Source organism: Enterococcus sp. C53 (genome assembly GCF_040887425.1).
Lineage (GTDB): Bacteria > Bacillota > Bacilli > Lactobacillales > Enterococcaceae > Enterococcus_B > Enterococcus_B hirae.
The window spans coordinates 1-227 of record NZ_JBFOFT010000040.1 but is presented as its reverse complement, the minus strand read 5'-3'; the positions used below and the strand labels follow the sequence as shown (position 1 = coordinate 227).

Here is a 227-nt window from a genome sequence, read left to right as displayed (position 1 = left end):
GGTTCTGTTGCAAAGTTTTAAATAAAGAATAAAATCCCTTACGGTATCTATGATTTAAGCTGGGATTCCCAATAATACCTTGATTTCAGTGCAGACCGAAAACCCGAAGAGAGTGCCTTCTTTTCGGGTTTTCTTATATAATCCTCGAATGGCTTCCATGCCTTTAATCGTGGTAGAGGCAGTGCGTAAACTTCGATAGAATTTATTGCGTCTCTTTACTGGACGAT

The 227-nt window shown here is 39.2% G+C and carries 1 pseudogene; it reads right to left on the bottom strand.

Features of this window, described 5'->3' with window-relative positions:
• Positions 1-54: 54 nt before the first annotated feature.
• A pseudogene (locus AB3I42_RS14090) lies at positions 55-227 on the bottom strand (IS6 family transposase); the annotation flags it as partial.